The organism is Mycolicibacterium arcueilense, assembly GCF_058536225.1.
Genome location: NZ_JBZTYL010000022.1, coordinates 264,306 through 287,835 on the forward strand (window position 1 = coordinate 264,306; position 23,530 = coordinate 287,835).

The window sequence follows — 23,530 nt, forward strand, 5'->3', positions numbered from 1 at the left end:
GAGAACCATGAGCGGACCGCAGGGACCTGACCAGGGACAACCATCGCCCGGTCAGCAGCCCGAGCCCGGGTCGGACCAGGCGCCGGGCGCCGAGGCGTGGCAGCCGCCGACTCCCGCCTCCGAGGACGCCTCGACCAACGCTCCGGCCTGGCAGCCCCCGGCGTACACGCCACAGCAGTATCCGTCGTACCCGCCGCAGCCAGGTGTGCAGCAGCCGGACTATTCACAGCCGCAACAGCCCCAGCAGCCGCAGTACCCCGGGCCTGAGCAGTACGCCCAGCAGCAGGCGTACCCGCAGCCCGGCCAGCAGCCCCAGTACGGCCAGGTGCCCGGTTATGGACAGCAACCCCCGTACGGTCAGCCCGGACAGCCGGGTCAACCCGGCCAGCCAGGTCAGTTCGGTCAGCCGGGGCAATACGGTCAACCGGGCCAGTACGGTGCTCCCGGTCAGTTCGGTCAGTACGGCATTCCAGGTGCCGAGCAGGGCTCGAAGGCATCCCTCGGAGTGATCGGTGGCGTCGTCGGCGGCGTTCTCGCCGTCATCGTGCTGGTGGTCTGCATCCTCGGTTTCTGGAAGCCGGGCTTTTTCGTCACGACCAAGCTCGACATCGACAAGGCCCAGAGCGGCGTCGAGCAGATCCTCACCGACAAGACCAACGGCTACGGCGCCACCAAGGTCACCGGCGTCAAGTGCAACGACGGCGAAAACCCGAAGGTCGAGAAGGATGCGACCTTCGACTGCGAGGTCACCATCGACGGCACCAAGCGCAAGGTCACGGTGACGTTCAAGGACGACAAGGGCACCTACGAGGTCGGCCGGCCCAAGTAGCCCGTCGGCCGGGTAGTCCCTCCGGCCAGGTAGCCCTCCGGCGTCGTTTTCTACTGCAGGGTCGTTTCTCCGCCGCGCCGGGAACCACCCTGAGGTAGAAAACGACTCGGATCAGTGACCGCGAACCCGCGCGATCAGCCGGGCAGTCGGTCCAGAGCCGCCTGCAACCGGCTGATCGACGAGGTCACGCCGTACGCTTCCGCCAGTTGGGCGACCCGCGCGGGGTCACCGGCAGCCAGTGGCAGCTCATCGGTTGCATTGGATAGCGCGACCGGAGCATCCGTGGCCACCCGCACCACCGGTTCGGCCGCGGCCATATAGTCGGCGGCGGCCAGCAGTTTGGCCCGATGTGCTTTGGACAGTGAAGATTTCGGGTCCTGAGCGGCTTCCTGGATGCCCACCAGCGAGCCATGCCGGGCCAGTAGCGTCGCGGCCGTCTTCTCGCCGATCCCGGGCACCCCGGGGAGACCGTCGGACGGGTCGCCCCGCAGCAGAGCCAGCTCCGCGTAGGCCGGCCCGGCCCGGTCGATCGGAACCCCGTACTGCTCGGCCACTTCCAGCGGGCCGAACTTCGTCGCCTTGGCCAGACCGCGGCCGATGTAGAGCACCCGGACCTCGGGGGCCGGCTCGTCGCGCACGAGTTGCAGCAGGTCACGATCGCCGCTGACCACCACCACGGGATCGTGCTGCTCGCGGGTGGCCAGCGTGCCGAGCACGTCGTCGGCCTCGAACCCGGCCGCCCCGGCCGTCGCGATGCCGAACGCGTCGAGCAGCTCCATGATCATGTCGACCTGCGGGGTGAGCTCGTCGGGAACCTCTTCGACGTACAGGGGGGCCGCCGGAGCCGCTCCGGCGGCGACATCCGGCAGAGCCTGGGGCTCTTCGACCCGGTGGGCCTTGTACGACGGCACCAGGTCCACGCGCCACTGCGGCCGCCAGTCGTCGTCGCGGCACACCACCAGCCGGCGTGGCCGCTCCCGGGTCACCAGCGTGGCAATGGAATCGAAGAACCCGCGCACGGCGTTCACCGGCCGGCCATCGGGCGCCTTGATCGACGACGGCACCCCGAAGTACGACCGGAACCACATGCTGGCGCCGTCGAGCAGCAGGACGGGGTCGCTCATCGGGTTTCCTCCATCCGACCGAAGACATAGGACGCGGCGGTGACGGCTTTGCCGTCGGCACCCTCGTCGTGCAGGGTCGCGCGCACCGCGATGGTGCCATCCGCCCCGGGCAGCACCTGGGTGTCGACCCGGAACGGGCCGGCCTTGCCGCGAGCCAGGAACATCACATGCGACGAAAGACCTTGCAGTGCCTCGGTCTTTGCCGCGCCGGCGGCGGCGTCGGCAGCGGCCGCCTCCAGGATCACGAACTGCGGCCCGATGTGCAGCGCGGCGTCCGGTGAGGCCACCTCGACTGCCAGTTCCGGCAGTGCCCAGTGCCCATCGGTGCGTTTGGTCCCGCCGAACACCTGCCACAGCGGCGGCAGATCCGGACCGTCGACGATGTCGATCGGGTCGACCGGCATCTTCCCCAGCCCCTCCGGTGGCACGCCGATCGAGATTCCCTGCCCCTCGGTGAGCGCGATGACCCGGTCCGGATTGTCGGCGTCGACGATCACCGACCGGCTGTAGGCCAGTTGCCTGCCCTGCTTGAGCACTTCGGTGTCCACCCGGATGCGCTTCACATCGCGCGCCGGGTCCAGCACCTGGCAGGAATGGATGACCGGATTGGGCACGGCCTCCAGATCGCTCACCCCGCCACTGTCCGGGGAGGAGATGCCCAGCACCGCGAGCAGCACTCCGCCGGTTGCGTTGCGCATGTCGCGGCGCAACGTCACCGTGTCGTCGACCGGGCCCAGATCCATCGAGGAGTAGGAGCGGCCGAGGTAGCGGTAACTCAGCAGGCCGCCCCAGCGCCGACGCAGCTCGGCAGCGTAGGCCTCGGGATCGTCGGTGAGATCACGGATATCACGCAACATTCCAGCGACAGTAGCCGGTGCGAGGTGGCGCCCCTGGGCGGACACTCGGACGGACACCGGCGCGACGCAGCGATTAGCCTCGACCCCATGACCGTCAGCCGATTCAGCACCGATGTCTACGCCCACCGTCTTTCGGCGGCCGCGTCAGCCGCCGCGGATGCCGGCCTGGCCGGTCTGGTCATCACCCCGGGATATGACCTGAGGTACCTGGTCGGCTCACGGGCGCAGACCTTCGAGCGGCTGACCGCACTGGTCCTGCCTGTCACCGGTGATCCGACCATCGTGGTGCCGCGCCTGGAGCTGGCTGCCTTGCGGGAATCCGCGGTCACCGATCTCGGTGTGACGGTGCGTGATTGGGTGGATGGCCAGAATCCCTACCAGATGGTGGCCGAGGCACTCGGTGGAACCGGCGTGAAGACAGCGGTCACCGACTCGATGCCCGCGCTGCACCTGCTGCCGCTGGCCGACCTGCTCGGGGTCGTCCCGGTGCTGGCCACCGACGTGCTGCGGCGGCTGCGGATGATCAAGGACCCGGCCGAGATCGACGCGCTGCGGAAGGCTGGTGCGGCGATCGACCGCGTGCACGCCCGGGTTCCCGATTTCCTGGTGCCCGGCCGCACCGAGGCTGACGTGGCCGCTGACATCGCCGAAGCGATTGTGGCCGAAGGGCATTCAGAGGTGGCGTTCATCATCGTCGGCTCCGGCCCCAACGGCGCCGACCCACACCACGAATGCTCGGAACGCGAGCTGAGCGCAGGCGACGTCGTCGTCGTCGACATCGGCGGGCCGTACGAGCCCGGCTACAACTCCGACTCCACCCGCACCTACAGCATCGGCGAGCCGGATCCTGAGGTGGCGCGGCGCTACGCGGTGCTGCAGCGGGCCCAGCAGGCGGCCGTCGCGGCGGTACGGCCCGGCGTGACCGCCGAACAGATCGATGCGGCCGCCCGCGATGTGCTGGCGGCAGAGGGCCTGGCCGAGGCGTTCGTCCACCGCACCGGACACGGCATCGGACTCTCGGTGCACGAAGAGCCCTACATCGTGGAGGGGAACGACCTGACGCTGGAAGCCGGGATGGCGTTCAGTGTGGAGCCCGGCGTGTACTTCCCGGGGCAGTGGGGCGCCCGCATCGAGGACATCGTGGTGGTCACCCAGGACGGCGCGGAGTCGGTCAACAACCAGCCGCACGATCTCGTCGTGGTGCCGGTTCGGTAGGGGGAACTAGCCCTCGCTGCGGTCCAGCAGCTCCGAGGAGCCCAGCACGCGCTCGATCCGTACCTCGATCACCACGCGGCGGGGATTCACCCGCGGGGTGCGGTAGCGCTGGGCATACCGAAGCTCGGCGTCGCGGACGGCGTCGGGCTCGCTGCTCACCGTGGACTTGCCCTCCAGCGACAGCCAGCGCGCACCGTCGACCTGGCTGAGGACTGCGATGCCACGCTCGTGCGCGTTCACCGCCTTCTGCGAACCACCGTTGGTGATGACCCGCGCGATGTGGGTCTTCGGGTCGAAGGTGAAACCGACCGCCACGACGTGCGGGGAGTTGTCCGAGCGCAGCGTGGTGAGCATCGCGAGGTGACGTTCGGTGAGGAACGCCAACGCTTCGCTGGTGAGCTTGGTGGTTGCCTTGCCACGAGATGTAGCCATCGGGGTCCACGCTAGCGCAGGACATAATCGCTGCCATGGAGGACACAGCAGACACGGCCGGGATTGCCGGCACGGATCCCCGTGTCGTGGTGATTTTCGGGGGTCGTAGCGAGATCGGTGCCGAACTCGCGGTGCGGCTCGCCGCCGGAGCGGTCGTCGTGCTGGCCGCCCGCCGTGCCGATCAGCTCGATGAGCAGGTTGCTGCGGTGCGGGCGGCGGGCGCTGCGGCGGTACACACCGTCGAGTTCGATGCCGACGACGTCACCGGTCACACCGGCGTGGTCGAGTCGATCGAGGCCGCGCACGGGCCGATCGGCACCGCGGTGCTGGCCTTCGGGGTGCTGGGGGATCAGGACCGCGCCGAGGCCGACCCGGCCCACGCCGTGGCCGTCGTACACACCGACTATGTGGCCCAGGTCGGCCTGCTGACCGTGCTCGCTCAGCGCATGCGCGCCAGGGACCGTGGCCGACTGGTGGTGTTCTCCTCGATCGCCGGGGCCCGGGCCCGCCGGGCGAACTACGTCTACGGTTCGGCCAAGGCCGGCCTCGACGCATTCGCCTCCGGCCTGACCGACGCCCTGCACGGAACCGGCGTGCACCTGCTGATCGTGCGGCCCGGGTTCGTGATCGGCCGGATGACCGAGGGCATGGATCCGGCGCCGTTCTCCAGCACCCCGGCCCAGGTGGCCGACGCCGCGGCCAAGGCGCTGCGCAAGGGCAAGCGCGCAGTGTGGGTGCCGTGGGTGATCCGCCCGATGATCTTCGTGACGCGGTTCGTGCCGCGGCCGATCTGGCGCAAGATGCCCCGATGAGTCCGACGATCACCGTGGTCGGCATCGGGGCCGACGGGATGGCCGGATTGTCGCGCACGTCGCGCGACGAATTGGCGCGCGCCACCGTGGTGTACGGCTCACCCCGGCAACTGGAACTGCTCGACGACAGCGTGACGTCGGACCGGCGCGAGTGGCCGTCGCCGATGCTGCCCGCGCTGCCGACACTTTTCGGCGACGCCGATGTGCATGTGGTGGCGAGCGGGGATCCGCTGCTGCACGGCATCGGCGCGACGCTGATCCGGTTGTTCGGCGCGCAGCAGGTTCGGGTGCTGCCGCATGTGTCGAGCGTGACGCTGGCCTGCGCCCGGATGGGGTGGCCGATGCCCAACACCGAGGTGATCAGCCTGGTGACCGCCGCGCCGCACACCGCGGTGCGGCGTGGTGGCCGGGCGGTGGTGCTGTCGCGCGACGCGCAGACTCCTGCCGTGCTGGCAGGACTGCTGAGCGAATCCGGCCGGGGCGATTCGGAATTGACCGTGCTGGAGCAACTGGGCGGGTCAGGGGAGCGCCGCCACGACGGCCTCGCCCGGGACTGGGCGAGTACACCGCCGGCCGGAATCGACGACCTCAACGTGATCGCGGTGTCCTACCTTCCCGACGAGCGCCGGGCCCAGGCGCTGCCGGACGAGGCGTTCACTCATGACGGGCAGCTGACCAAGCAGTCCATCCGGGCCGTCACCCTGGCCGCGCTGGGACCCCGACCTGGGGAGCTGCTGTGGGATGTCGGCTCGGGCTCGGGCAGCATCGCGATCGAATGGTCGCGCAGCGCAACCGGTTGCGCGGCGATCGCATTCGAACGGGATGAGCAGCGGCGGGACCGGATCATCGGCAACGTCACGGCGTTCGGGGTCCGGGTGGACGTGCGGGGTGGTGCGCCCGAGTCGCTCGACGGTGCGCCCGATCCTGACGTGATCTTCGTCGGCGGCGGCGTCACGCAGCCCGGGCTGCTGAAGGCGTGCTTCGACCGGCTGCCCTCAGGTGGACGGCTGGTGGTCAATGCCGTCACGCTGGAATCTGAAGTAGTTGTCGCGCAATGGTATTCGAAGGAAGGCGGCGAGTTGCGGCGTTATCAGCACTACCAGGGCGGTGCGATCGGCGGATTCACCGGCTGGCGTCCTGCGCTGCCGGTGACCCAGTGGGCGGTGGTCAAGCGATGACGGTGTACTTCATCGGCGCCGGCCCCGGCGCGGCCGACCTCATCACCGTGCGCGGCGCCAAGCTGCTCGGCAGCTGTCCGGTGTGTCTGTACGCCGGGTCGATCATGCCCGACGATCTGCTGGCGTTGTGTCCGCCCGACGCCAAGGTCGTCGACACCGGTCCGCTGAACCTGGATCAGATCATCGACGAGTTGGTGGCCGCGGAGCGCGCGGGTGTCGACGTGGCCCGGCTGCATTCCGGCGATCCGTCGATCTACAGTGCGTTGGCCGAACAGTGCCGCAGGCTCGACGAACTAAGCATCGGGTACGAGATCGTGCCCGGTGTACCGGCATTCGCGGCGGTGGCCGCGGCCCTGGGGCGCGAACTCACCGTCCCCGGCGTGGCCCAGACCGTCACCTTGTCCCGGGTGGCCACGCTGTCCACGGCGATGCCTGAGGGTGAGGATCTGCGCACGCTGTCGGCCCCGGGCGCGACGTTGGTGCTGCACCTGGCCGCCGCCCAGATCGACAACATCGTCCCGCAGCTCCTCGACGGCGGGTATCGCCCCGAAACCCCGTGTGCGGTCGTGGCATTCGCCAGCTGGCCGCAGGAGATCGTGCTGCGCGGCACGCTCGCCGACATCGCCGAGAAGATGCATGCCGCCGAGGTGACCAAAACCGCGGTCATCGTCGTCGGCGATGTCCTTGCCGCGGAAGGGTTCTCCGACAGCTACCTGTACTCGTCGGATCGGCGTCGCGGGGCCACCCACTGATGAAAGTCCTGCTGCTCGGTGGCACCGGGGAGGCTCGAGCCCTGGCCGCGGCGCTACACCCGGAGGTCGAGGTGATCAGCTCGCTGGCCGGGCGGGTCCCCGACCCGGCGCTGCCGGTCGGTCCGGTACGCATCGGCGGGTTCGGCGGTGTGGACGGTATGCGGCGCTGGCTGGTCGACGAGCGTGTCGAGGCGGTTGTCGATGCCACCCACCCGTTCGCCGCCACCATCACCGCGCACGCGGCACAGGTGTGCGCCGAACTCGGCGTGCCGCATCTGGTCCTGGCCCGGCCGGCCTGGGCCCCAGGAGCGGCGATCGTGGTGGGATCGGACACCGAAGCCGCCGAAACGGTGGCGGCCAACGGCTATGCGCGGGTGTTCCTCACCACCGGCAGATCCGGCACCCGGGCGTTCAAAGGCATCGACGCCTGGTTCCTGATCCGGGCCGTCACGCCGCCCGACTCCGACACGCTGCCTGCCGATCACGAACTGCTGCTGTCCCGCGGGCCGTATGACTACGACGGGGAACTGGCACTGCTGCGGGAGCACCGCATCGATGCGTTGGTGACCAAGAACAGCGGCGGTGCGATGACCGAGCCCAAACTGCGGGCGGCCGAGTCGGCGGGCGTGGCGGTGGTGATGGTGGACCGGCCGGCACTCCCACCCGGCGTGCAGACGGTCGCCACGGTCGCCGAGGCTGCGGGCTGGGTTAGAGCCAAAACCGCAGGCTGAGGCACCCCGCAGCAGTAGGCTCCGAACGTGGCGGAGACGTCATATGCACCGTGCGGCGGTCTGAGTCTCGCCTACCAGGTATTCGGAGACGGGCCCGTCGACCTTGTCTACGCCGGTTCGTTCGTCAGCCATCTGGAGCTGTTCTGGACGATGCCCGAGTTCGAGGCCTTCATGGAGCGGATCTCGACGTTCTGCCGGGTCCTGCTGTACGACAAGGCCGGCGTCGGGCTTTCGGATCCCGTCCCGCAGGTACGCACGCTCGACGAACGGGCGGCCGAGATCGAGGCCGTGATGGATGCCGCGGGGTTCGGCCGTGCGGTGCTGTTCGGGTTGAGCGAGGGCGGACCCGCGGCGATGCTGTTCGCGGCGACCCGGCCCGAACGCACCCAGGCCCTCATCCTCGCCGGCACCTTCGCGTACTTCGGTATCACCGAGTGGGCTGACTTCGACCGTGACCCGTCCGAGCTGCACGCGCGGATTCTCACCGAGATGGGCGAGGACTACACGCCCTCGACCCGGCAGCTCGCCACCTTTCAGGAATTCGGCCGCGCCAGCACCTCTCTGTGGGGTACCGGTGCGGCACTCAAACTCCTGCTTCCGGACGCCGGTTCGGTGCGCCAGCTCGGGATGGTCGAGCGGATGAGTGCCAGCCCGGGAATGGCCCGGGCCACGCTGGGGGCACTGTTCCGGATCGATGTGCGGTCGGTCCTGTCGACGATCACCGCGCCGACTCTGGTCATCCATGCCACCGGCGATCTGGTCCCGATCCAGGGCGGGCGGTATATCGCCGCCCGCATTCCGGGTGCGCGGCTGTTCGAGGTGGACGGCACCGACCATGCGCCCTGGATTGCCAACCCCGACGAGATCACCAGCAAGATCGAGGAATTCCTCACCGGCAGCCATGCCGCACCGTCGCAGTCGCACCGGGCGCTGCGCACGGTGCTGTTCACCGACATGGTGGCCTCCACCCAACACGCCGCGGCCACCGGTGACGAGCGGTGGCGGGCGGTGCTGCATCGGATGGGGGAGATCACCGGTGACCTGACCGGTCGATTCGGTGGTGTCGTGGTGAAGAGCACCGGTGACGGACACCTCGCCACATTCGACGGCCCGACACAGGCGATCCGCTGCGCCGAGGCGCTGCGCGATCAGACCGAGACCATGGGCATCGAGATCCGCGCCGGCATCCACACCGGCGAATGCGAGCTGCTGGACGGCGATATCGGGGGAATCGCCGTCCACATCGCGGCGCGCATCCTCGGGTTGGCCGGCGCGGGGGAGATCCTGGTGTCGAGCACCGTCCGCGATCTCGTCGTGGGCTCGGGAACCGGCTTCCAGGACCGCGGCGACGTCCAGCTGCGTGGGGTGCCGGGCACCTGGCGGCTCCTGGCGGTCGATCGCCACGGCGCGCGGGCCGGAACGCCCGAAGCGGAGCTGGCCGCGGTGCCCACGCCTGGTCCGAGGCCCACGATGCGTCGATCGGATCAGGCCATGGCGGTGATGGCACGGCGGATGCCTCGGATCGTGCGGGGGATTGCCCGCGTCACCCCTGGCACCCGGGTCACGGGACCGCCGGTCAGACGTTGATCAGATCGAGCGTGCCGAGTTCGCGGATGGCCTGGCAGCCGCGCTGGGCCATCACCACCATCATGTCGTCGCCGCGCTCGGTGGAACTGGCGAACGCGGTGCCCAGCACCGTGATCAGCGGCGCCTGCAGCATGCCCAAACGGTAATCCTGCCAACAGGTTTCGCGGTCATAACCGGTGACACCGTGGGACAGTAGCCGGTCGTGGTAGGCCGTGACGAGGTCGGCTTCGGCGGCAGCCCGGACGGTCGGATCCAGGCTGGTCGCGGTGAAGTACGACAGGTCGCGAGCGGGCAGGCCGGAGCCGAGAGTCTGCCAGTCCACCACGGTGATCCGGGTCCGGTCGGGGTCGAACAGCATGTTGTCCAGGCGGTAGTCGCCGTGCAGGATCGCGAACCGGTCCGGTTCGGCCAACAGCCACGGGGTGACGACCGACATCGCGGCACGCATGGTGTCCTGGTCCTCGGCGCTCAGGCGTGCGCCGATCTTGTCCAGCGTGATGTCGGCGGCCATCTTGGCGACGTCACCGAATCCCTTGGCGGAGTCGGGCTCCGGCTTGGGCATGGCGATACCGGGAAAGTTGGCCCACCGCGGGTCGGCCCACGTCGGCCCGTGCAGGTCGGCGAGTGCCAGGACTGCCAGCGTGGCCTCGGCCGGGGTGCAGCCGGCGATCTGATCACCCTGCTCGGCCGGCGCCATATCGGCGAGGAGCAGGACGAAATCGGTGCCCTCTCCGGCGATCTCGCAATGGTGGCACTGTGGGACCGGGATCTGTACGTGGTCGGCGACATTGGTGTAGAACGCATGCTCTGAGCGGTACCCGATGGTGACGCGGTCGCGCACCGTCTCGTCCTGTGACGGCAGCTTGACCGCGAACGTACCCGGAAGAACATCGTCGTCGCGGTAGGTGACCGACACCCGGTAGGTGGCACCGGTCTGGCCCGTGCCGATCGGTGCGGTCTGTACCGAATCCACTTCGGCACCAAGGACCTTCGACAACCATCCGGCGGTCACCTCGGCAGGTTTGCCCGGGATGGACATGGGGATGGAACCCGCCGCGGTCATCGAATCGTCCCGTAGATCGAGCCCATCCACATTGCCTCAGCACCTTCCGATAGTTGTTGTCGCGACAGCGGTCCACCGAGGACGAATCGTTCGACCAGTCGATCGTTGAACTCGATCAGCAGGCTCGCGAGTACCACCGGATCGGCGCCGTCGGGCGCCCGGCCTGCGGCGCGTTCGGCGGTGATCACGGTGGAGACGGTGGGGACGAAGGACTCGCGCGCCTGGTCCCACAGATCACGAACCGCCCCGCTGGATCCCCGCGCCTCCAACATCGCTTGCACCAGGTAGCGATGATCCTCGGCTGTCCGCAGCACGGCCTCGATGGTGTCGTGGACGCGGTCTCGGGGTGGCCGGGTCGCGTCGGCCAGGATGTTGTTGGCGGCGAACAACGCGTCGTACATGGGCTCGACCAAGGCTGCGACGGCGGCTGCCTTGTTCTCGAAATAGAAATAGAACGCGGATCGACCCACCCCGGCCTGGCGTGCCACCTCGGCGATGTTCAGCGCGTCGAACCCGGTCTTCTGCAGGTGCTCGTTGAGCGCCTCCAGGATCGCGGTGCGGCGCTGATCGCTGCGTTGGGGTTGCCGACGGTCGACCGGTGACCGCGCGGGTGCGTCCTGTGGTGCCGTCGGCATGGTGGCCGGCCCTCCCATTTCGAACGGGTGTGACGCCGGACACTATCGGTCCTACTGACAGCTGTCAATGAATCTCGACGCGCGTCAGTCGATGAGCTCAGCCGGGGTACTGGCGCGGGGTGAACACCCGGTCCTCGGTGGTGTCACCGGCCGCCGAGCCGCTGTACCACTGCGTTTGCGACGAGCCGATGATCAACATCGTGCGCATGTCCACCTGGGCGGGATCCAGATCGGCGAGTCGGACGACGGACACCCGTTCGCCCGGGCCCGGCTCGGCGCCGGAGACGGCCCGTGCGACGACCACCGGGGTACTCGGATCGCGGTACTCCAGCAGCAACTCGCGCATGGCGCCCACCTGCCAGGTCCGCGTCTTGGAGGCCGGGTTGTAGATCGCCAGCGCCAGATCGGCCTTGGCCGCGGCGGTGAGACGCTCGGCGATCACGTCCCACGGCTTGAGCCGGTCGGACAGCGAGATCACCGCGTAGTCGTGGCCGAGCGGGGCGCCCACCCGGCTGGCGACCGCCTGCGCGGCCGTCATCGCGGGGATCACCCGGACCTCGACGCCGGGCCACTGCTTGGCTTCCTCGAGCACCGCGGTGGCCATGGCGAATACGCCGGGATCGCCGGAGGACACGACCGCAACCGTCCGGCCCTCCTGGGCCAGCTTGCAGGCCAGCTGCGCGCGGGCCGGCTCGTCGGTGTTGTCGCTGGGGTGATGGTGCTGCCCGGCGCGGGCCCCGACCCGATCGAGATACGGGCCGTAGCCGATCAGGTCGGTGGCGGCGGACAGTTCGCGGCGGCTCTGCGGGGTCATCCAGTCCGAGTCGCCCGGTCCGAGGCCGACGACCACGACACTGCCCTGAGGTGTGGTGGAACGTGACCGGCCGGGCACCATGGCCAGGGAGAAGTACGGCACCTTGACGTCCGTGGCGCCGTCGCCGCCCACCTCGGCCGCCGGCGACACCCGCTGCCGGTCGGTGCTGGCCCGCTCGACGTAGTACGCCTCGTCGAGTCGTCCGGTCGACTCCAGGGCTTCCCGCACCCGGGTGTACGAACGGCCCAGCTTGAGCACGACGGCGGCGTCGGTGTCGGCCAGGCGGCGTTCCAGCTCTGCGGTGGGCAGTGTGCCGGGCAGGATCGTCAACACGTCGTCGCCCTGCACCAGCGGAGTGCCCGTGGCGGCCGAGGCCGCGCTCACCGAGGTGACACCGGGAACGATGACGGCATGGAATCGCTCGGTCAGCCGGGTGTGCATGTGCATGTAGGAGCTGTAGAACAGCGGATCGCCCTCGGCCAGCAGGGCCACGTCGCGGCCGGCCTCCAGGTGCGCGGCGATGCGCTCGGCCGCGGCGGCATAGAAATCTTCCATCGCGCCGACGTACCCGCCGGGGTGCTCGGTGGTCTCCGTGGTGACGGGGTAGACCAGGTGTTCCTCTAGCTGACCTTCGCGCAGGTAGGGCTCGGCGATGCCCCTGGCGATGCTGTGACCGTGTTTGGCGCTGTGGTAGGCCACCACGTCCGCCGCACCGATCAGGCGGGCCGCCTTGACCGTCACAAGTTCCGGATCGCCCGGGCCCAGCCCGACGCCGTACAGGGTGCCCCGGGTTTCACGTTCTGACGCCGTTGTGCTCACTCGTGCTCACTCGCAATCGAATTGACGGCGGCCGCGGCCATGGCGCTGCCACCGCGCCGGCCGGTCACCACCAGATAGGACATGCCACGCGGGCGCTCGACCAGTTCCTGCTTGGACTGCGCCGACCCGACGAAACCGACAGGCCCGCCCAGCACCGCGGCCGGCACGGGCGCACCCTCGTCGAGCAGTTCCAGCAGCCGGAACAGTGCTGTCGGCGCGTTGCCGATCGCCACGACCGCCCCGCCGAGGCGGTCGGCCCACAGGTCGACGGCGGCCGCCGACCGGGTGAATCCCAACTTTGCTGCCAGCTCCGGGGCGCGCGGATCGGCCACCAGTGAGACGACTTCGTTGTCGGCGGGCAGTCGCGAGCGGGTGATCCCGGCCGCGACCATCGACGAGTCGCACAGCACCGGGGCGCCAGCGGCGAGGGCGGCGTGTGCCCTGGTCACGACATCGTCGGAGTAGGAGACGTGATCGGCGACGTCGACCTGGCCGCAAGTGTGGATCAGCCGGACGACCACCCGCGACACATCGTCGGGGAAGCGCGACAGGTTCGACTCGGCACGGATCGTCGCGAATGACTGCCGGTAGATCTCGGCGGCGTCACGGATGTAGTCGAGCACCCGCATACCCTACGGGGGCGCGATACGCAGCCGGTATCCGTCCTCAGTAGCGATCAGGACCTCGGCGGTGGGTGGGCTGCCGCAGGCCCGCTCGCAGCCCACGAAGTGCCGGTGCGTCTCCGTGGGGTTGTCGACCGCCTCGGCCGCGTCGCCGCGCACATCGGCGATCGACTTGGCGCATCCGGGGCTGCCGGTGCAGGCGCTGACCCGCAGCCACGGCGAGTTCTGGTCGAACACGAGTCCCAGTGGCGCGAGCACACGAAGCGACATGTCCGCTTCACCTTCGCCGACGTCGCACACCAGCACCGAGCGCCACGGGGTGATCACCAGTGGCGACTCGATCGCAGCCAGGAAGTGGGCGGTCCGGGCCGGCAACACACCCAGGGGCAGTCCGGCGCCCAGAGTGATGCGGCCGTCGTTCTGCTGAATCCAGCCGACGGGCGGTTGCACTGTCGGCGGCCAGGTGGCGCCCGCCGGGGCAGTGACGTCCAGACCGTCCAACAGCGCCGAATGGTCGTCGAGTTCGGTTATCCGCCAGGCCTTTCCGCGGATGTCGAGGAACCGTCTGGCCACCTCGATGAGGGTGGTCGTCGCGTCACCGATGTCGAGTCGTACCCCGGTGTCACGGCCGGCCAGCAGGAGTGCGCACGTGCCGTCGTCCAGCGCGTGCACCCCGGCGTCGGCGTCGATCCCGGACATGTCGCCGCGGCCGTCGTCGAGGCTGAACCAGAACCTGCCCGGCAGCGCGGCCAGCGCCGGGTCGGCCTGGATGGCGTTGTCGAGTTCGGTGACCAGTGGGCGGACGTCGATGATGCCGCCCGAACGTCCGGACAGGGGTGAGGCGACGATGTTGCGGGCCCGCTCGTGGGTCGGCGATGGCAGAAGCCCGGCGTCGGCCAGCACGGTGGCCGCCCCGTCGGTGTCGGTCAACGCCCGGATCTGGATGTTGCCGCGCGAGGTGAGTTCCATTGCCGGAGAGCCGAACTGCTCGGCGACGTCGGCCATTGCGGTCAATTGCGTCGAGCTGATCATGCCGCCGGGGAGCCGAACCCGCACCAGGGCGCCGTCGGCGGCCTGGTGCACCGTCAGTGCGCCGGGGCAGGCGTCGTTGTCGCGGGTTCTGGTCATCTCGCAGTCCATCCTACTTTCGGCCGGTGTTGTGACATCCGTCATAGGTGCGGAAACCTGTTCGGTCGCTTACAGATCGGCCATTTTCGACGCCGCCGGACGTACCGTTTAGGGGAATTTCCGGGACCACCGGTACCGGGAAGTTGAACAGGTTGACAGAGGCTCTGACGAAAGGAGTGATCCATGCTCGCCTTCGGTGCATTCGCCGTGCTCGTGCTGGTGCTCGTTGCGACGCCGGGCCGGCCCTACCGGCAGTCGTGGCACGACCGGTTCGGCGAAACCCAACCCTGAACGTTGCTGATCCGTACCGCACCGGCTGCCCCGATCGGGTAGCCGGTGCGGTACGAATGGGGGGTGTCCCACCCTTCTGACGCCGCCGCTTCGACCGCCGCAAACGATGCCGCTACGCCCACCGTCCTGCTGCTGTCGACCTCGGACACCGATCTGATCACTGCCCGCGCCAGTGGGGCGCGGTACCGCTGGGCGAACCCGTCGCGGCTGGTCAGCGGTGAGCTCGCGGAGCTCCTCGAGGGTGCCGACATCGCGGTGATCCGGATCCTCGGTGGGTACCGAGCCTGGCAGGACGGCATCGACACCGTGGTGTCGAGCGGCCTGCCGACCATCGTGGTGAGCGGCGAGCAGTCGCCCGACGCCGAGCTGATGGGGCATTCGACCGCCCCGCAGGGTGCGGCCCTGCAGACCCACATCTATCTGGCCCAGGGCGGTCTGGAAAACCTCGCGAACCTGCATTCCTTCCTGTCCGACACCTTGCTGATGACCGGATTCGGTTTCGCGGCGCCGGTGAGCACTCCGAATTGGGGTGTCCTCGAGCGCGCCGCCACCGACGCCGCCGGTCCGACCGTGGCCGTGCTGTATTACCGCGCCCAGCAACTCGCCGGAAACACCGGCTACGTCGAGGCATTGTGTGACGCCGTCGAGCAGGCCGGCGGCCGGGTGCTGCCGGTGTTCTGCGCCTCCCTGCGCACCGCCGAACCCGAACTCCTCGAGTTGCTGGGCACCGCCGATGCGCTCGTCACCACAGTGCTCGCTGCCGGCGGCGCCACCCCGGCGACAGTCGGTGCCGGCGGTAACGACGATTCATGGAACGTCGCTCACCTTGCCGCACTGGATATTCCGATCCTGCAGGGCCTGTGTCTGACCAGTTCGCGGGATCAGTGGTCGGATAACGACGACGGCATGTCGCCACTGGACGTGGCAACCCAGGTCGCCGTTCCCGAGTTCGACGGGCGCATCATCACCGTGCCGTTCTCCTTCAAGGAGATCGATTCCGAAGGGTTGATCTCCTACGTCGCCGACCCCGAGCGTTGTGCGCGGGTGGCCGGCCTGGCCGTACGGCACGCTCGGTTGCGAGCCATCCCGGCTGCGGAAAAGAGAGTGGCCGTGATGTTTTCGGCCTATCCCACCAAGCACGCCCGCATCGGCAATGCCGTCGGTCTGGACACCCCGGCCAGCGCGGTCGCACTGCTGCGCACGATGCGCGATGCGGGGTACGACATCGGCGACACCGGAGCGCCCGGCGACCTTGCCACAATCGTCGACTCCGGCGACGGGGATGCCCTGATCCACTCTCTGATCGAGCGCGGCGGTCAGGACCCGGACTGGTTGACCGACGAGGCCCTGGCCGCCAACCCGATCCGGGTTCCGGCAAAGGATTACCGGGCCTGGTTCGCCACGCTGCCTGCCGAGCTATCCGATGCGGTCGCCGAGCACTGGGGCCCGCCACCGGGAGAGCTGTTCGTCGACCGCAGTCGCGATCCCGACGGAGAGATCGTCATCGCGGCCATCCAGGCCGGCAACGTGGTGCTGATCGTTCAGCCGCCGCGCGGCTTCGGGGAGAACCCCGTGGCCATCTACCACGACCCCGACCTGCCGCCCAGCCACCACTATCTGGCCGCCTACCGCTGGCTGGACAAGTCGTTCCCGGGTTCGTTCGGTGCGGACGCCGTGGTGCACCTGGGGAAGCACGGGAACCTGGAATGGCTGCCGGGCAAGACGCTGGGTATGAGCGCGGCCTGCGGCACCGACGCCGCACTCGGGGACCTGCCATTGATCTACCCCTTCCTCGTCAACGATCCGGGGGAGGGCACCCAGGCCAAGCGCCGGGCGCACGCCACCCTGATCGACCACCTCATCCCGCCGATGGCGCGCGCCGAAACCTACGGTGACATCGCCAAACTCGAACAGCTGCTCGACGAGCACTCCACAGTCTCCGCGCTGGACCCCGGCAAGCTGCCGGCGATCCGCCAGCAGATCTGGACGCTGATGCGCGCGGCCAAGATGGACCACGATCTGGGTCTGGAGGATCGTCCCGACGAGGAATCCTTCGACGACATGCTGCTGCACGTGGACGGCTGGCTGTGCGAGATCAAGGATGTCCAGATTCGCGACGGTCTGCATGTGTTGGGTCAGAAGCCCACCGGCCCAGGTGAACTCGATCTCGTGCTGGCCATCCTGCGGGCCCGGCAGCTGTTCGGCGGCGAGCAGACGGTTCCCGGGTTGCGTCAGGCGCTGGGCCTGACCGAGGACGGCAGTGACGACCGCGCGGCCGTCGACGCCGCCGAGGCCGGTGCCCGCGAGCTGGTGGCCGCGCTCCAGGAATCCGGTTGGGACGCTTCCGCAGTGGACCGCATCACCGACAATCCCGAGGTGGCCCGCATCCTGCGCTTCGCCGCGACCGAGGTGGTGCCCCGGCTGGCCGGTACCGAAGCGGAGATCGACCAGGTGCTGCGCGCCCTGGCCGGCGGCTTCATCGCCTCCGGGCCGTCCGGCTCGCCGTTGCGCGGACTGGTCAACGTGCTGCCCACCGGCCGCAACTTCTACTCGGTGGACCCCAAGGCGGTTCCGTCGCGGCTGGCCTGGGAAACCGGTGTGGCGATGGCGGATTCACTTCTGGACCGCTACCGGACCGACTACGGCCGCTGGCCGCAATCGGTCGGGCTGTCGGTGTGGGGTACCTCGGCCATGCGCACGGCCGGTGACGACATCGCCGAAGTGCTCGCCCTGCTGGGAGTGCGGCCGGTGTGGGACGACGCGTCCCGCCGGGTCGTCAACCTGGAGCCGATCGACCTGGCAGAACTCGGCCGACCACGCATCGACGTCACGGTGCGCATCTCGGGGTTCTTCCGCGACGCCTTCCCCCACGTGGTCACCATGCTCGACGACGCCGTGGCATTGGTGGCGGGTCTCGACGAGCCGGTCGAGGATAACTACGTTCGTGCCCACTCGCAGGCCGACCTGGTCGAACACGGCGATCAAAGGCGAGCCACCACAAGGATTTTCGGTTCCAAGCCGGGAACCTACGGGGCCGGTCTGCTGCAGCTGATCGACAGCCGCAACTGGCGCGACGACGCCGACCTGGCTGAGGTGTACACCGCCTGGGGCGGATTCGCCTACGGTCGCGGACTCGACGGAGCCCCCGCCGCCGATGACATGAACCGGGCCTACCGGCGAATCGCGGTGGCGGCCAAGAACACCGACACCCGCGAACACGACATCGCCGATTCCGACGACTACTTCCAGTATCACGGCGGCATGGTCGCCACCGTGCGGGCACTGACCGGACAGGCCCCGGCGGCCTACATCGGTGACAACACCCGCCCAGATGCCGTCCGCACCCGCACGCTGTCAGAGGAGACCAACCGGGTGTTCCGGGCCCGGGTGGTCAACCCGCGCTGGATCACGGCAATGCGCAGGCACGGCTACAAGGGTGCCTTCGAGATGGCGGCCACGGTCGACTATCTGTTCGGCTACGACGCCACCGCGCACGTGATGGCCGACTGGATGTACGAACGGCTCTCGGCCGAATACGTTCTCGACGACGAGAACCGCAAGTTCATGTCGGAGTCCAACCCGTGGGCGCTTCACGGCATGGCCGAGCGACTCCTGGAGGCTGCGGGGCGTGGCATGTGGGCCGAGCCCGAGCAGGCCACCTTGGACGGGCTGCGTCAGGTGCTGCTGGAAACCGAGGGCGAACTCGAGGGCTGACCGCGCTGACTCTGCGCCCAGGGCGCACCGTTCTCGCACATTTGCGCCCTGTTCGCAGAGTCAACGCCCGCCGACCTGTTGGCTTAGATTGGGCAGCATGGCTCTCACCTTCGCCGATGTCGCCAAGGCCAACTACGTTCTGCTGACCACGTTCACCAAGGACGGGCGGCCCAAGCCGACCGCCATCTGGGCCGCGCCGTCACCTGACGGGCTGGTGGTGATCACGCAGGAAACATCCTGGAAGGTCAAACGGATCCGCAACACGCCGCGGGTCACCCTCGCGGCCTGTGACGTGCGTGGCAATCCCAAGAGTGAGGCGGTGGAGGCCGTCGCGGAGATCCTGCCCAAATCGGCCAACGGCGCCACCTACGATGCGATCGGCAAGCGGTACGGCCTGCTGGGCAAGACGTTCAACGTCTTCTCCAAGCTGCGCGGCGGCATGCAGAACAACGTTTCGCTTCTGCTCAAACCGGTGAACTGAGTCTCATGGCACCTACCTTCGAGGACGTTTACCGCGAGAAGTACCTGCTGCTGACCACCTTTACCAAGACCGGCAAGCCCAAGCCGACCGCGGTGTGGGGCGTCCCGGACGGTGACAAGCTGCTGATCATCACCGACGACGGATCGTGGAAGACCAAGCGCATCAACAACACCCCGCGGGTCACGATCCAGAAATGCGGTGTGCTCGGCGCTCCGAAGGGCGATCCGGTGGAGGCGGTGGCGCACAACCTGCCGAAGTCCGAGACCCGGCGGGTGTTCGAGGCGATCATCAAGCGGTACTGGAACCACGTCTGGTACTTCGTGCCGCGGGCCCTGTTGCGCGGCGGCATCGACAAGGTGCACAGCGCGATCGAGGTGCGTGCCGCCGACGCACCGGCACCCGCTCCGGAACCGAACCGCCCGCCCGATCGTTGACCTGGCATGGCAAAGCGGCTGTTTCTGATCTATCTCCTCGTAGAGATGGCGGTGATGGTCGCCCTGGTGGCGACCATCGGGTTCGGCTACACCGTGCTCTTGCTGCTGGCCTCGTTCGTGATCGGGCTGGTGTTGGCGGGTTCGCAGCTCAACCGGCACATCCGCCGGTTGCGCGCGGGCCTGTCAGGTGGCCTGTCCGATCCCCAGGGCGCGGTGTCCGACAGCCTGCTGGTGGCGCTGGGCACCGTGTTGGTGGTGATTCCCGGACTGGCCAGCTCGGTCGTCGGCGCACTGTTGCTGTTGCCGCCCACGCGGGCGGCCGCACGGCCGGTGCTCACGGGCCTGGTCGCCCGGCGGGTGCCGCTCATCGTTGCCGCCCCCGCCGGTTTCGGTGCAGCGACCGGTGCCGCCGATTTTCGACGGGGGACAGGCGACTACATTGACGGCGAAGTAATCGACGTCAACGACGTCGATCCGTACCGTCTGCCTCCCCAGGCCTGACCGCCAGCCGAAACAGCTTGACCACTCTCCTGATCAACGGGCGTATCCACAGCCCCAGCTATCCCGACGCGACGGCATTCGCCGTGCGCGGCGGAGTAGTGGCGTGGCTGGGTACCGACGACGTCGGCCGGTCACAGTTTCCCGATGCCGAGGTAATCGACCTAGACGGCGGGTTCGTCGCCCCGGCGTTCGTCGACAGCCACGTGCACCTGACCGCCACCGGGCTGAATCTGCGCGGCCTGGACCTGCGTGGGGCCACCTCGTTGGCGCACTGCCTGCGACTGGTGGACGAATACGCCCGCTGGAATCCGGACGGGCCCGTGTGGGGGCACGGCTGGGACGAGTCGGGCTGGCCGGAACGCACCGGCCCCAGCACCGAGGACCTCGACGGCGTCCTGGGAGACCGTCCCGCCTATCTCGCCCGCGTCGATGTGCATTCCGCCGCCGCCACCACCGCGCTGCGCCGGTTGGTGCCCGCACTGCCCGAGGCCGCCGGGTTCGATCCGCAGCGCCCGCTGAGCGCCGAGGCGCATCACCTGGTGCGCGCCGCCGCGCGTGAACAGCTGACCGCGCAGCAACGGCACGACGCCCGCGTCGAGGCGCTCGACCACGCCGCCGGGATGGGAATCGCCGCGGTCCACGAATGCGCAGGCCCGCAGATCGGCGGCCTGCTGGACTGGCAGGAGCTGCGTGCGCTGGAGCACGGAGTAGAGGTCGTCGGATATTGGGGCGAGCCGGCCCGCGACGCCGAACATGCCCGCCACCTGATTGCCGAGACGGGCGCGCGGGGGCTGGCCGGAGACCTGTTCGTCGACGGCGCTCTCGGCTCACGCACCGCGTGGCTGCACGAGCCCTACCACGACGCACCCCACACCTGCGGCAATTCCTATCTCGACGTCGGTGCCATCACCACACATCTGCAGGCATGCACGGAGGCCGGAATCCCGGCCGGGTTCCACGTGATCGGCGATGCCGCCGTCGCCGCGGTCGTCGAGGGATTCGAGGCTGTGGCGCAGCGGCTGGGTGGCCCGGCCGTGGCCCGCTGCGGTCACCGCCTGGAGCATCTGGAGATGGTCAACGCCGAGCAGGCCGCCCAGTTGGGCGCCTGGGGTGTGATGGCCAGCATGCAACCCATCTTCGATGCCCTGTGGGGCGGCGAAGACGGCATGTACGCCCAGCGTCTCGGGCTTGACCGAGTTCACCGGCTCAACCCGTTTGCGCTGTTAGCATCCGAAGGCGTGCCCCTTGCCTTCGGCTCAGACACCCCGGTCACCAGCATGAATCCCTGGCAGACCGTGCGTGCGGCGGTGTCACACCGCAGCGCAGGCAGCGCCATTTCGGCTCGGGCAGCGTTCGCTGCGGCCACTCGTGGGGGCTGGCGGGCCGGTGGGGTCCGCGACGGTGTCACCGGAACGCTGACGCCAGGGGCCGCTGCCAGTTATGCGGTGTGGGATGCCGACGATCTGGAGGTCAGCGCACCGGCAAACGCCGTCCAACGTTGGTCCACCGACCCGCGGTCACGCGTTCCCGCACTGCCGCGGCTGGCCGCCGACGCGGACCTGCCGCGCTGCCGTCAGACCGTCCACCGGGGTGTCGTCATTCATGGGCAGTGACCGTCCCCGAGACCGATCCGAGCGCTCCCGGGCGCCGCGGCCGGATGGTTTGGGCCGCCCGCGACCCAACGAGACCACCGACGTGATCCCGGCCATCGAGGAAGACGAACTGGCAGAACTCGACGAGCTCGACGACGAGTCCTTCGGCGAACTGGATGAGGACGTCACCGGGGATCCGGTGGCCGACATCGATCCCGACGACGAACCCGAGGACCGCGGGTATCGCCTGACCGTGGCGGGCACTCCCGACCGCTGGTCCGTGGTGACCGTCCGGGCGTCGCGGTTCGGCCGCGCCGCCGCGGCGCGGTGGGCGCAGTTGAGCGCGTCGGTCGGCGGCGGACTCGGGCTGTGCCTGAGCTACCCACCCACCGGCTGGTGGTGGGCGGCCTTTGTCGGGCTGGCGTTGATCGGCTGGGTGCTGACGCTGCGGTCCACGACCCTCGCCGGCGGCTTCGGCTACGGATTCCTGTTCGGACTGGCCTTCTACATCCCGCTACTGCCGTGGATCAGCGGTCTGGTCGGCGCGGTGCCCTGGCTGGCCCTGGCCGCCATGGAGGCCGTGTTCTGCGGGATCTTCGGCCTGTCGGCGGTCGTGGTCAGGCGATTGCCCGGATGGCCGTTGTGGTTCGCGGCGCTGTGGAGTACCCAGGAGTGGCTCAAGTCGACCGTGCCGTTCGGCGGATTTCCCTGGGGCGTGGTCGGATTCGGCCAGACCAACGGACCACTGCTCGCCATCGCGCGCTGGGGCGGCGCCCCGCTCCTGTCGTTCGCGGTGGCGCTCGTCGGCTTCAGTGCGACGCTGCTGGCACTGGAGATCGCGCACTGGTGGCGTCACGGGCACAAGCCGGGCTTCCCCGCGCCTGCGGTCATGCTGCCCGGCCTGAGCATCACAGTGGTTCTGCTGTCCACCGCACTGTTGTGGCCGCAGGTCCGTCATTCCGGGACCGGCGCGGGCGATGAGCAGACCGTCACCGTGGCCGCCGTGCAGGGCAATGTGCCCAGGCTCGGACTGGAGTTCAACGCCCAGCGCCGTGCGGTGCTCGACAACCACGTGAAAGAGACGCAGCAGCTGGCCGACGACGTCCGCGCGGGCAGGGCCCCGCAGCCGATGTTCGTGGTGTGGCCCGAGAACGCCTCCGACATCGACCCGTTGGCCAACGCCGACGCCGCGGCTCAGATCACCGCCGCCGCCGACGCCATCGGCGCGCCGATCCTCGTGGGAACCGTCACCAAGGCCGACGGTTACACCGCGGACAACCCGGTCGCCACCAACACCGTGATCGTCTGGGATCCGGAACACGGGCCGGGGGAGCGCCACGACAAGAAGATCGTGCAGCCGTTCGGCGAGTACCTGCCGTGGCGCAGCTTCTTCAAACACCTGTCGTCATATGCGGACCGGGCCGGCTACTTCGTGCCGGGTGAGGGTAACGGCGTCGTCCACGCCGCGGGAGTGCCGATCGGGGTGACCACCTGCTGGGAGGTGATCTTCGACCGGGCCGCGCGGGAGTCGGTGCTCAGCGGCGCGCAGGTGCTGACGGTGCCCACCAACAATGCGACGTTCGACGAGAGCATGAGTGCGCAGCAGTTGGCGTTCGGCAAACTGCGGGCCGTCGAGCACGATCGGTACGTCGTGGTGGCCGGGACCACCGGGATCAGTGCCGTGATCGCGCCGGACGGACGTGAGCTGGCTCGCACCGAGTTCTTCCAGCCCGCCTATCTGGACAGCCAGGTCAGGCTGAAAACCGAGCTGACACCCGCCACCGAGTGGGGACCGGCCTTGCAGGTGGCGCTGGTCACGATTGGATTTGGGGCGTTGCTCGCCGCAATACTGCACAATGGAGGGTTCGTGCAAAGAATGAGGCGTCGCACCGGCGAAGGCCCGCGACGATGAAGGAGC

The 23,530-nt window shown here is 69.0% G+C and carries 21 protein-coding genes; 13 read left to right on the top strand and 8 right to left on the bottom strand.

The annotated features are described in order from the left end of the window. Positions 1-7 precede the first annotated feature (7 nt). Positions 8-829, top strand: coding sequence for a DUF4333 domain-containing protein (locus AC4LGL_RS22375; RefSeq protein ID WP_491840674.1), 822 nt, complete (start codon positions 8-10; stop codon positions 827-829). 134 nt (positions 830-963) lie between these two features. Here the strand turns inward: AC4LGL_RS22375 and AC4LGL_RS22380 are convergent, their stop codons facing one another. Further along, entirely contained in the window at positions 964-1,953 is a 990-nt protein-coding gene (locus tag AC4LGL_RS22380) for a 5'-3' exonuclease (RefSeq protein ID WP_491840675.1), read from the bottom strand. Next, entirely contained in the window at positions 1,950-2,810 is an 861-nt protein-coding gene (locus tag AC4LGL_RS22385) for a hypothetical protein (protein WP_491840676.1), read from the bottom strand. The genes AC4LGL_RS22380 and AC4LGL_RS22385 overlap by 4 nt, the downstream gene beginning before the upstream one ends. A gap of 87 nt (positions 2,811-2,897) precedes the next feature. Between AC4LGL_RS22385 and AC4LGL_RS22390 the strand changes: the two genes are divergently transcribed. Beyond that, positions 2,898-4,025 (top strand): M24 family metallopeptidase, encoded by a 1,128-nt coding sequence (locus tag AC4LGL_RS22390; protein ID WP_491840677.1) that lies wholly within the window; start codon positions 2,898-2,900, stop codon positions 4,023-4,025. Between the two features lie 6 nt (positions 4,026-4,031). On the opposite strand, the gene AC4LGL_RS22395 is transcribed toward AC4LGL_RS22390, so the two are convergent. Further along, the gene (locus tag AC4LGL_RS22395; protein WP_019343992.1) at positions 4,032-4,457 is read right to left on the bottom strand and encodes a F420-dependent biliverdin reductase; all 426 of its coding nucleotides are present in this window, start codon (positions 4,455-4,457) and stop codon (positions 4,032-4,034) included. Positions 4,458-4,492: 35 nt separating this feature from the next. On the opposite strand from AC4LGL_RS22395, the gene dprE2 reads away from it, so the two are divergent. The 5 genes from dprE2 to AC4LGL_RS22420 are packed head-to-tail and all read left to right on the top strand — an operon-like array spanning position 4,493 to position 9,517. Continuing rightward, positions 4,493-5,269, top strand: coding sequence for a decaprenylphospho-beta-D-erythro-pentofuranosid-2-ulose 2-reductase (gene dprE2, locus AC4LGL_RS22400; RefSeq protein WP_491840678.1), 777 nt, complete (start codon positions 4,493-4,495; stop codon positions 5,267-5,269). Continuing rightward, positions 5,266-6,447 (top strand): precorrin-6y C5,15-methyltransferase (decarboxylating) subunit CbiE, encoded by a 1,182-nt coding sequence (gene cbiE / locus AC4LGL_RS22405; RefSeq protein WP_491840679.1) that lies wholly within the window; start codon positions 5,266-5,268, stop codon positions 6,445-6,447. The genes dprE2 and cbiE overlap by 4 nt, the downstream gene beginning before the upstream one ends. After that, positions 6,444-7,199 (top strand): precorrin-4 C(11)-methyltransferase, encoded by a 756-nt coding sequence (gene cobM, locus AC4LGL_RS22410; protein ID WP_491840680.1) that lies wholly within the window; start codon positions 6,444-6,446, stop codon positions 7,197-7,199. The genes cbiE and cobM overlap by 4 nt, the downstream gene beginning before the upstream one ends. Next, a complete protein-coding gene (locus tag AC4LGL_RS22415; protein WP_491840681.1) occupies positions 7,199-7,930 on the top strand; it encodes a cobalt-precorrin-6A reductase in 732 nt (243 codons plus the stop codon). The genes cobM and AC4LGL_RS22415 overlap by 1 nt, the downstream gene beginning before the upstream one ends. Positions 7,931-7,957: 27 nt before the next feature. Continuing rightward, complete coding sequence (locus AC4LGL_RS22420) at positions 7,958-9,517, top strand: adenylate/guanylate cyclase domain-containing protein (protein WP_491840682.1); 1,560 nt, start codon at positions 7,958-7,960, stop codon at positions 9,515-9,517. Here AC4LGL_RS22420 and AC4LGL_RS22425 read toward each other — a convergent pair. The 5 genes from AC4LGL_RS22425 to cobG all read right to left on the bottom strand — a co-directional run bounded on the left by AC4LGL_RS22425 (position 9,507) and on the right by cobG (position 14,599). Then, the gene (locus AC4LGL_RS22425; protein WP_491840769.1) at positions 9,507-10,580 is read right to left on the bottom strand and encodes a phosphotransferase family protein; all 1,074 of its coding nucleotides are present in this window, start codon (positions 10,578-10,580) and stop codon (positions 9,507-9,509) included. The genes AC4LGL_RS22420 and AC4LGL_RS22425 overlap by 11 nt on opposite strands. Further along, complete coding sequence (locus tag AC4LGL_RS22430) at positions 10,577-11,215, bottom strand: TetR/AcrR family transcriptional regulator (RefSeq protein ID WP_491840683.1); 639 nt, start codon at positions 11,213-11,215, stop codon at positions 10,577-10,579. Before AC4LGL_RS22430 ends, AC4LGL_RS22425 begins: the two co-directional genes overlap by 4 nt. Before the next feature lie 97 nt (positions 11,216-11,312). Further along, positions 11,313-12,848: a precorrin-2 C(20)-methyltransferase gene (locus tag AC4LGL_RS22435; RefSeq protein WP_491840684.1), complete on the bottom strand. Its 1,536-nt coding sequence runs from the start codon at positions 12,846-12,848 to the stop codon at positions 11,313-11,315. After that, positions 12,845-13,471 carry a precorrin-8X methylmutase gene (locus AC4LGL_RS22440; RefSeq protein ID WP_491840685.1) on the bottom strand — a complete coding sequence of 209 codons (627 nt, stop codon included), beginning with the start codon at positions 13,469-13,471 and terminating at the stop codon, positions 12,845-12,847. The genes AC4LGL_RS22435 and AC4LGL_RS22440 overlap by 4 nt, the downstream gene beginning before the upstream one ends. A gap of 9 nt (positions 13,472-13,480) precedes the next feature. Continuing rightward, positions 13,481-14,599 (bottom strand): precorrin-3B synthase, encoded by a 1,119-nt coding sequence (gene cobG, locus AC4LGL_RS22445; protein WP_491840686.1) that lies wholly within the window; start codon positions 14,597-14,599, stop codon positions 13,481-13,483. A 354-nt stretch (positions 14,600-14,953) separates the two neighbouring features. Between cobG and cobN the strand changes: the two genes are divergently transcribed. The 6 genes from cobN (at position 14,954) to lnt (ending at position 23,524) form a co-directional block, all read left to right on the top strand. Further along, positions 14,954-18,604 carry a cobaltochelatase subunit CobN gene (gene cobN / locus AC4LGL_RS22450; protein ID WP_491840687.1) on the top strand — a complete coding sequence of 1,217 codons (3,651 nt, stop codon included), beginning with the start codon at positions 14,954-14,956 and terminating at the stop codon, positions 18,602-18,604. 97 nt (positions 18,605-18,701) lie between these two features. Beyond that, positions 18,702-19,085: a PPOX class F420-dependent oxidoreductase gene (locus AC4LGL_RS22455; protein ID WP_491840688.1), complete on the top strand. Its 384-nt coding sequence runs from the start codon at positions 18,702-18,704 to the stop codon at positions 19,083-19,085. A gap of 5 nt (positions 19,086-19,090) precedes the next feature. Continuing rightward, the gene (locus AC4LGL_RS22460) at positions 19,091-19,519 is read left to right on the top strand and encodes a PPOX class F420-dependent oxidoreductase (protein ID WP_491840689.1); all 429 of its coding nucleotides are present in this window, start codon (positions 19,091-19,093) and stop codon (positions 19,517-19,519) included. Between the two features lie 6 nt (positions 19,520-19,525). Then, complete coding sequence (locus tag AC4LGL_RS22465; protein WP_491840690.1) at positions 19,526-20,020, top strand: FxsA family protein; 495 nt, start codon at positions 19,526-19,528, stop codon at positions 20,018-20,020. 17 nt (positions 20,021-20,037) lie between these two features. Then, positions 20,038-21,633, top strand: coding sequence for an amidohydrolase (locus tag AC4LGL_RS22470; RefSeq protein ID WP_491840691.1), 1,596 nt, complete (start codon positions 20,038-20,040; stop codon positions 21,631-21,633). Further along, positions 21,623-23,524: an apolipoprotein N-acyltransferase gene (gene lnt, locus AC4LGL_RS22475; protein WP_491840692.1), complete on the top strand. Its 1,902-nt coding sequence runs from the start codon at positions 21,623-21,625 to the stop codon at positions 23,522-23,524. Before AC4LGL_RS22470 ends, lnt begins: the two co-directional genes overlap by 11 nt. The last annotated feature ends 6 nt before the right edge of the window (positions 23,525-23,530 follow it).

Excerpts from the sequence above, each read along its gene's own strand:
- AC4LGL_RS22455 (WP_491840688.1), top strand. The coding sequence starts at position 18,702 with ATGGCTCTCACCTTCGCCGATGTCGCCAAGGCCAACTACGTTCTGCTG.
- cobM (WP_491840680.1), top strand. The coding sequence starts at position 6,444 with ATGACGGTGTACTTCATCGGCGCCGGCCCCGGCGCGGCCGACCTCATC.
- lnt (WP_491840692.1), top strand. The coding sequence starts at position 21,623 with ATGGGCAGTGACCGTCCCCGAGACCGATCCGAGCGCTCCCGGGCGCCG.
- dprE2 (WP_491840678.1), top strand. The coding sequence starts at position 4,493 with ATGGAGGACACAGCAGACACGGCCGGGATTGCCGGCACGGATCCCCGT.
- AC4LGL_RS22460 (WP_491840689.1), top strand. The coding sequence starts at position 19,091 with ATGGCACCTACCTTCGAGGACGTTTACCGCGAGAAGTACCTGCTGCTG.
- AC4LGL_RS22430 (WP_491840683.1), bottom strand. The coding sequence starts at position 11,215 with ATGCCGACGGCACCACAGGACGCACCCGCGCGGTCACCGGTCGACCGT.
- AC4LGL_RS22425 (WP_491840769.1), bottom strand. The coding sequence starts at position 10,580 with ATGACCGCGGCGGGTTCCATCCCCATGTCCATCCCGGGCAAACCTGCC.
- AC4LGL_RS22415 (WP_491840681.1), top strand. The coding sequence starts at position 7,199 with ATGAAAGTCCTGCTGCTCGGTGGCACCGGGGAGGCTCGAGCCCTGGCC.
- AC4LGL_RS22465 (WP_491840690.1), top strand. The coding sequence starts at position 19,526 with ATGGCAAAGCGGCTGTTTCTGATCTATCTCCTCGTAGAGATGGCGGTG.
- AC4LGL_RS22385 (WP_491840676.1), bottom strand. The coding sequence starts at position 2,810 with ATGTTGCGTGATATCCGTGATCTCACCGACGATCCCGAGGCCTACGCT.
- AC4LGL_RS22390 (WP_491840677.1), top strand. The coding sequence starts at position 2,898 with ATGACCGTCAGCCGATTCAGCACCGATGTCTACGCCCACCGTCTTTCG.
- cobG (WP_491840686.1), bottom strand. The coding sequence starts at position 14,599 with ATGACCAGAACCCGCGACAACGACGCCTGCCCCGGCGCACTGACGGTG.
- AC4LGL_RS22395 (WP_019343992.1), bottom strand. The coding sequence starts at position 4,457 with ATGGCTACATCTCGTGGCAAGGCAACCACCAAGCTCACCAGCGAAGCG.
- cbiE (WP_491840679.1), top strand. The coding sequence starts at position 5,266 with ATGAGTCCGACGATCACCGTGGTCGGCATCGGGGCCGACGGGATGGCC.
- AC4LGL_RS22380 (WP_491840675.1), bottom strand. The coding sequence starts at position 1,953 with ATGAGCGACCCCGTCCTGCTGCTCGACGGCGCCAGCATGTGGTTCCGG.
- AC4LGL_RS22375 (WP_491840674.1), top strand. The coding sequence starts at position 8 with ATGAGCGGACCGCAGGGACCTGACCAGGGACAACCATCGCCCGGTCAG.